The organism is Streptomyces sp. M41 (genome assembly GCF_043673425.1).
GTDB lineage: Bacteria > Actinomycetota > Actinomycetes > Streptomycetales > Streptomycetaceae > Streptomyces.
Window position 1 is genome coordinate 1 of the sequence record NZ_JBIMKE010000061.1, and the last position, 7,328, is coordinate 7,328.

The 7,328-nt window shown below is 71.9% G+C and carries 5 protein-coding genes; all 5 read right to left on the reverse strand.

Going from position 1 to position 7,328, the window contains the following annotated elements:
• The coding region (locus ACHBTE_RS35630; RefSeq protein ID WP_394729905.1) for a zinc ribbon domain-containing protein at positions 1–232 on the reverse strand (232 nt) is incomplete at its 3' end.
• 3 nt (positions 233–235) lie between these two features.
• Positions 236–2,845: a tetratricopeptide repeat protein gene (locus ACHBTE_RS35635; protein WP_394729907.1), complete on the reverse strand. Its 2,610-nt coding sequence runs from the start codon at positions 2,843–2,845 to the stop codon at positions 236–238.
• A 22-nt stretch (positions 2,846–2,867) separates the two neighbouring features.
• The gene (locus ACHBTE_RS35640; RefSeq protein WP_394729909.1) at positions 2,868–4,199 is read right to left on the reverse strand and encodes a hypothetical protein; all 1,332 of its coding nucleotides are present in this window, start codon (positions 4,197–4,199) and stop codon (positions 2,868–2,870) included.
• Between the two features lie 141 nt (positions 4,200–4,340).
• The gene (locus ACHBTE_RS35645) at positions 4,341–5,411 is read right to left on the reverse strand and encodes a transporter substrate-binding domain-containing protein (RefSeq protein WP_394729911.1); all 1,071 of its coding nucleotides are present in this window, start codon (positions 5,409–5,411) and stop codon (positions 4,341–4,343) included.
• Between the two features lie 14 nt (positions 5,412–5,425).
• Positions 5,426–6,934 carry a hypothetical protein gene (locus ACHBTE_RS35650; RefSeq protein WP_394729913.1) on the reverse strand — a complete coding sequence of 503 codons (1,509 nt, stop codon included), beginning with the start codon at positions 6,932–6,934 and terminating at the stop codon, positions 5,426–5,428.
• Positions 6,935–7,328: the final 394 nt, after the last annotated feature.

A 7,328-nucleotide genomic window follows, 5' to 3' on the forward strand; every position in this document is an offset into this window, starting at 1 on the left:
TGCCGGTGCCGTCCTGCGCGGCGGCGCCGGGCCGGTCCGCGCCGGGGCCGTGCGCGCCGGGTGTGCCCGCGGCAGGGGGCGGCGCCGAGCCGTTCAAGGCGATGGTCGGGTTGTCGTCCGGCCGTACGGGCACGGCGGACAGGTCGTATCCGCACGCACCGCAGAAACGGTCACCCGACTCGAGCGGCCATTCGCAGCTCGGGCAGGCGGACAACTGGGGCATCTGCGACATCAACTACACCCACGTCCGGGGGCGGTAACGATTGGCACGTTCCACCAGGTCGATCCTCTCCTCGCCGCCCCGTGCGAGCCGGGCCAGCATGCGGTACGAACGCTCAAGGCCGAACCGCAGTTCCCGCTCGTCCAGGCCGCTGCCGAGCAGCGTCCGTCCTCCGGGGGCGGGCGGGGCGGAACCCTGGCCACCGGAGAGTATCCAGTCCAGCGCGCAACCGAGGACTTCCGCCGACAACTGCTCCCGGCGCGCCGGATCCAGGCCGTACGCCTCCAGCGCCTCGACCTGGCCCGCGGCGGCGGCCAGGTCCGCCAGGAACGCTGTGTCGGCCGCGCCCGCCGTGCGCCCGCGCAACCGGGCGCGGACCGCCGCCACCCGGGCGGCCGTGTAATGAATGGAGCTCTCCGGCACCGACTCCAGGGTCCGTACGGCCCCGCCGCGGTCGCCGGTCGCGAGCTGGACGCGGGCGAGTCCGAAGGCGGCGCTGACATGGCTGGGGTCGGTGGACCACACCAGACGGTAGTACTCGGCGGCGTTGTCCAACTGGCCCAGCACCTCCGCGCACATGCCGAGCGCCAGCTTGGGGGAGGGCTCGCCGGGAAAGGCGTCGTAGATCGCGTCGAAGGCGAGGGCGGCACCTTCGTGGTCGCCGGTGACGAGCGCGGCCACGCCGCGGTACCAGACGACCCGCCAGTCGTCGGAACGCTCGTCCTCCAGCTTCAGCAGGGCGTCGTGCGCGCTGCCGGTGTCGCCGTTCTCCAGCCAGGCACGCACCTGCCGCAGCCGGGTCTCCGTCGACGGCGCCGGAGCGGCGGCGAGCGCCCCGAGCAGTTCGGCCGGTGCGGTGGTCAGCAGACCCGCGAGGAAACCGGCGTTGGGGTCGGCGGGGTCCACCCGCGGGACCGGCAGCGCCAGGGCGGCGGCGGGCGTGCTGACGGACTTGACGACGGTGACGGCAGCCGAAGCCACAGGGGACTGGGCGGAGGCGGCGAGGGGAAGGGCGGGGCCCGGAGCGGCGGTGAGGGAACCGGACGCGCCGCCGCCGGCGCCGACCGTGACAGACGCCGTGGCGCCGGGGGTCCTGCGGCGCCACACCCCCGGCGCGGGCACCCGCGCCCCCAGCCGGGACACCTCCCCGTCCAGCTTCGGGAACAGCTCCGTGTCCGTGACCCGCACCTCCGGCCCGAACAGCGTCGACAGCGACGGCCTCGCCCGCCCCGTCTGAAGGGACACGACCTCGCGCAGTACGCCCGTCAGTTGCTCCGCCATCTCCTGCGCGGAGGCGAAACGGCGGGCCGGGTCGGGGTCGGTGGCGCGGACCAGCAGGCGGTAGAAGGACTCGTACCGGCGGAAGACCTCGATGTGGTCGGGGTCGGGCAGGGAGTCGACGTAGACGTTGGTGTAGCCCTGGAAGTCGAAGGTGAGGACGGCGAGCGTACGCGCGACCGTGTAGAGGTCGGACGCCACCGACGGGCCGACCTCCGCGACCTCCGGCGCCTGATAGCCCACCGTGCCGTAGATGGCCGACTCGTCGTCGTCCATCCTGCGCACCGCGCCCATGTCGATCAGCTTGAGCTGGTCCTCGGTCTGGATGGCGTTGTCGACCTTGAAGTCGCAGTACAGCAGGTTGCGGCTGTGCAGATGACCGAGGGCCTCCAGGGCCTCGATGCCGTACGCGCACGCCTGCTCGACCGGCAGCGGGTCGCGTCGGCCGTCGGGCGTGCGGCGGCCGTTGGCGATCTCCTTCAGCGACTTTCCGCCGACGTACTCCATGACGATGTAGCCGTCGAGCGAGCCGGTGCGCTGATCCAGGTGCTCGACGAAGTTGTAGATCCGCACGATGTTGGCGTGCTCGATCTCGGCGAGGAAGCGCCGCTCCGAGATCGCCGCCGCCATCGCGTCCTGGTCACCGGTGTCGAGCAGGCCCTTGAGCACCACCCAGCGGTCGGAGACGGCACGGTCCACGGCGAGGTATATCCAGCCGAGACCGCCGTGCGCCAGACAGCCCACGACCTCGTACTGGCCGTGCACGATGTCGCCGGCCTTCAGCTTCGGCACGAAGGAATACGGGTGCCCGCACTTCGTGCAGAAGCCCTCCGTGCGGCCCGGGCGCTCGCCGCGGGCCCGGCCGACGGGCGCGCCGCAGTCCGAGCGGGAGCAGAACCGCTTGCGCTCCGGCACCTCCGCCTTCTCGAGCACCATCGCGCGCGGGTCGGGCCGCGGCACGTCCGGAACCTGGACCAGACCGGCGCCGAGCCGGCCGCGTCCGCTGGAGCCGGCCGTGGAGCCGGAGCTGCGCACCGACACCGAGCGGCCCGTGGAACGGCCCGACAGCGAGCGGGAGAGCCGTCCCGACACCGAGCGCCGGGACCTCGACGACTGCGACGACGTACGCGAACTGCCGCGGCTGGTGGAGCGGGCGCTGCCGCTGCCCGCCGAGCCGCGCGAGCCCTTGCCGCCCCCCGTCACCCCGGTGGGCGGCGAGCCGACCATGCCGGTCGCCGAGACGACCGGGGCCAGGCCACAGGTGTCGCAGTACAGCTCACCGCCGCCCATGTCCTCGTACGATCCGCCGCAGTCCGGCCGCTGGCACCGCTGCTGTGCCTGACTCATGACGACGACACCCGCCTGTCCCTCATGCCCCCGGGCCCCCGCTCTCCTCGGGCGCGCGCGGCCCCGGCACGCGCCCGCTGCCCAGCAGTTCGGCTGCCGCCTGCTGATAGCGCAAGACCGCCTGCTCGGCGACGCGCAGATCGCAGGGCGCGCTCCACAGCATGCGGCGGGCCGCGTCGTAGCGCTCGATGAGGAACGGGTCCTCCGCCAGACCGTGCCGGGCGACCTTCGCCTTGTACGCGTCGAGGCGACCGCGCAGCTCGGCGCGGACCGCCAGGGGCGCGGTGACGGCGGTCAACGACTCACGGGCGCGCAGCAGTTCGTCCTCCGCCTTCTCCTCCAGCGACTCCAGGAGCGGGGAGAGACGGTGCCACTGGGCGTGTCTGCGGTACTCGGCGGCCGTCGCCAGCTGCTCCTGGAGCACGGTCGGCGGGCCGCTGACGACGGGCACCTCCGTGGCGGCGATCTTCGCCAGCACCTCGCCGCGCGCGGTACGGGCCTCGGCGAGCGTACGGTCCGCGCGCGAGAGCACGTCCCGCAGCTTCACCAGACGCTGCTCGGCATCCTGACGCACCGTCAGGACAGCGTCGATCTCCCGGCGGACCTCCTCCAGGGCGCGCGCCTCCCGGTCGTAGACCGTGGTGTCCGGCTTGCCGCCGCCGGGCGCGGAACTCCCCGGCGTGGGCAGCCAGTACGCCAGCGGGTCCGACACCACCTCGGCGCGCAGCCTGGTGAGCGTGCGCGTGATGCGCTCCAGGTCGTCGCCCGCCGGATGCTCGCCGGGGCGGACCCCGACGGAGTGCGCGAGCCGGCGGGTGCGCTGCAACTCCGCGGCCAGTAAATCGATCCGGGCGGGCAGCGCCGACCAGACCGCGTCCGCGGCGACCACCATGTCCAGCGACGTCGCGTACAGCTCGTTCATCCGGTCGACCAGGGTGACCAGCGTGAACCGTTCGCTGAGCTTTCCCGAACCGCCGTGCAGCGTCGGGGCGTTGGCTGTCGCCGTGGCCGAGCCCGCGACGGTCACCGACTCGCCGCGCAGCAGCTCCGTCAGCTCCACCAGGTCGTCGCGGCTGGACCAGCGGCGGCGGGAGCGGATCTCGCGGGCGGAGCGCAACGCGTCCGTGTACGCGTCGAAGTACGCCCACAGCAGCGTGATCGACGCCTCCGCGGCCGTCCAGCGCTCCTTGGTGCTGCCCGTGAGTTCGGCGCCCTCGAGAAGTCTGCGGCCCGCGTGGTCCTGGAGGGCGAGGAGCGAGGTCTCGATCGCCTCGTGCTCCGCGCCGAGCCGCGCCAGCGCACGGTCCACCTCGTCCCGGTCCATCACCGGCCCGGCGGGGTCCGTGACGCCCATCGATCACCTCTCGCTGCGTTGTGGTTCGTCGGTCGGTCGTCAGTCCGTTGTCGGTCGGTCGTCAGTCCGTCGTCTGTCGGTCGTTGTTCGTCGTCTGTCGGTCGTTGTTCGTCCGGCGGTTGTTCGGCAGTTGACTTTCTCTTACTTGTACTTGGCTTCCGGTGGCGTCGCCGACACCGACTTCTTGTCGCCCTGGTCCATCGTCGGGTGCAGCCACTTCTCGTACGACGCCTTCCAGCCGCCGTCCTCGATGTAGTCCTGAAGGATCCGGTTGACCTGGCGTACCAGATCGTCGGAGCCCAGTTTCATCGCCACGCCGTAGAACTCCTCGGTGAACAGGCCGCCCTTGAGCTCCACCGTGGGGTCCTGCGCTGCCTGGCTGGCGGCGAGCGCTCCGTCGGTCACGACCGCGTCCACCTGTCCCAACTGCAACTTCACCAGGCAGTCGAGCTGGTTGGGGACGGTGGTCCTGATGTCCGTGGAGGCAGGCAGGTCGCCTTCGCTCCGGGCCGCCTCCAGGTTGTCATACGCCGTCGAACCCTTCGCCGAGCACACCTTCCGGTCGGTCAGGGTCTTGTCGAACCCCTTGATCGTCGAGACCTTGGGCGCCAGGACCTGCTGGCCGGTCACGAAGTAGGGGGCCGAGAAAGCGACTTCCCCGATGCGGTCGCAATTGATCGTCATGGTGCGGACCACCATGTCGACCTCGCCCTTCTGGATCGCCTCGATCCGGCGGCTCGTCGGAATGGCCTTGAACTGCACGGCGTCACGGTCGCCGAGGATCTCCTCGGCGATCCGGTGCACCAAGTCGATGTCGAACCCCTCCAGTTCGCCGGCCGGGTTGTTCGGGTCGAGATAACCCCAGCGGTAGCTGTTGGTGTCGACGCCGACGATCAGACGCCGGTCCTCGCGCTCCTTGATGGCGTCCAGGGTCGGGGACTCGTCGTCGCCGCCGGACGGCGACAGGCTCTGGTCCTGCGGGGCCTCGCAGTCCTCCGCCTCGACCTGGGTGGCCCGGGTGAGGCCGCCGCCCGCGCCGGCCGTACCGCCGTCCTCGGCGTGGGGCCGGCTCAGGGGCAGCAGCAGGGCGAACGACATGACCAGGGCGCAGACGAGGGCCATCGCGGCTACGCCGCCCCAGCCGCGCAGGCGTGCCCGCAGGTGGTGCCAGGGCTCGTGCCGTGCGGTCGGCGTCCTCTCGCGTGTGTTCATCGTCGTGCCCCCTCTCACCGGTATTCCGACAGCCTGCGGCCGATGCCGAGCACCGCACCCGCCGCGCCCAGGACGGCGAGGACCGCGGCGCCCGTCGGGAGGCCGGCCAGGGAGTCACGGCCGTTGCCCGCGGCCTCCTTGAACTCGGTCTGCTCATGGGTGAGCGCTGTCGCCAGCGCCTTGTCGACGTTGTCGAAGCACACGCTCGTCGGTTCCTTCGCGGCGCCGATGACACGGTCGCGGGCGGCCTGGTAGTTGCCGGATTCGTTGTCCTCGCGGGCGAGTCCGTGACGGTCCTTCCAGACCTTCATGAAGCTGTTCGCGTCCTGGACCGGCTTCTTTCCCGTCGTGTCGTCGGCGAGGTCCTCGGCTCGGGCGAGCGCCTTGCCGAGCTGGGCGATCTCCTGGTCGTAACCCCACTCGTAGGCGTCCACGACCTTGCCGTCGTCGAGCGTCCTGGTGTCCGCGCCGCGGCGGACCAGGGTGAGGTTCTCGTCGCTGCGGGCGGTGAGGGAGGCGATGCGGGCCTCGTGCAGCACGTCCATCGAGCGGACGCCGTGCTCGTAGCTGTCGTTCAGGCCCGCGCGGGCGACCATGTGGCCCACGGCGAGCCACAGCAGGACCACGGTGGACGCGGCCGTCGCGGTGACCAGGCCGTGGTTCAGGACCCGGTTCGTGCGCTGGTAGTTGCGATGCTGGGCCCAGGCCAGGGCGGCCAGGGCTACGACGCCGAGGGCTGCCGCGGCCCAGGGGAAGGACTTCGCCGCCGCGTAGTCCGAGCGCAGGCGCTGGTTCTCCGTCTGGTGCAGCTTCTGCGCGGCGGGCAGCATCCGCTGCTGCATCATCTCGTTCGCCGCGCGGAGGTAGGCGCCGCCGACGGGGTAGCCCTGGCGGTTGTTGGCCCTCGCCGTTTCTACCAGGCCCTTGTACTCCGGCAGGAGTCTGCTGATCTCCGCGATCGTCTTCGCGGACTGGGAGCCCGGTTCGGAGTTGGCGGCGGCCTTGACGAGTTTGGCGGCGGCCGTGCGGATGTCCCTCTCGTAGCCCTCGCGCATGGCGGGCTTCTCCTGGAGGCCGGCCAGATAGCCGCTGGCCGCGGCGGTGTTGGCGTCGGCGAGAGAGCGGTAGATGTCGGCGGCGTCGGAGCTCAGGGGCTGGCTGCGGTTGAGGACGTCGTCGGCCGCTGTGGCGCGGTCCGTCATCTGCCAGGCGGCGATGGCGCCGAAGGAGAGGACGAGGAGGGCGAGGAGGGCGCCGATGATGCGGAGGCGGCCGGGTTCGGTGGTGGCGGCTGTGCGGAGGTTGTCGAAGCCTTCGGCGAAAGCGGTGCGGCGAGGGGGTGTTGTGGGGTGGGGGGAGCTGGTGGCGTTCGCGGCGTGGGAGGTGTGGGTGCGGGTGGTGGGGGTCGCGGAGGCGGTGAGGGTGGTGGGGTTCGGCTGTGGGGGTACGGAGGGGAGGGTGGGTGCGCCGGGTGCCGGGCTGGTGCCCGGTGGTGGTGCGCTGGTATTAGGCGTGTGTGTCACTGTTGACCTCCCCCATGGTCATCCGTCGCCGCAAGTATCGCTGCCGGGACTGACATCCGCACCGCGGAAACCCGAACCTTCGCCACAACGAAACTCGCCCCGCACGTCCCCCTGCCCATGAATACGTCGCGGGAATCTGTTCGGTTCCAGGTTTGGGTGGGTGAGGGGGGTTGTGGTGAGGGCTGGGGTGGCTGTGCGGGTTCGGTGGGGGTTCGCGTTGGTGCCTGCGGCGGTCCCTGGCTCCTTGGTGGGGGTTCGCCTCGATGCCTGCGGCGGCCTGTGGCTTCTTGGTGGGGGTGCGCGTAGCGCCTGCGGGTGGGTGTGGGGCGGGGGGGGGGGGGGGGGGGGGGGGGGGGGGGGGGGGGGGGGGGGGGGGGGGGGGGGGGGGGGGGGG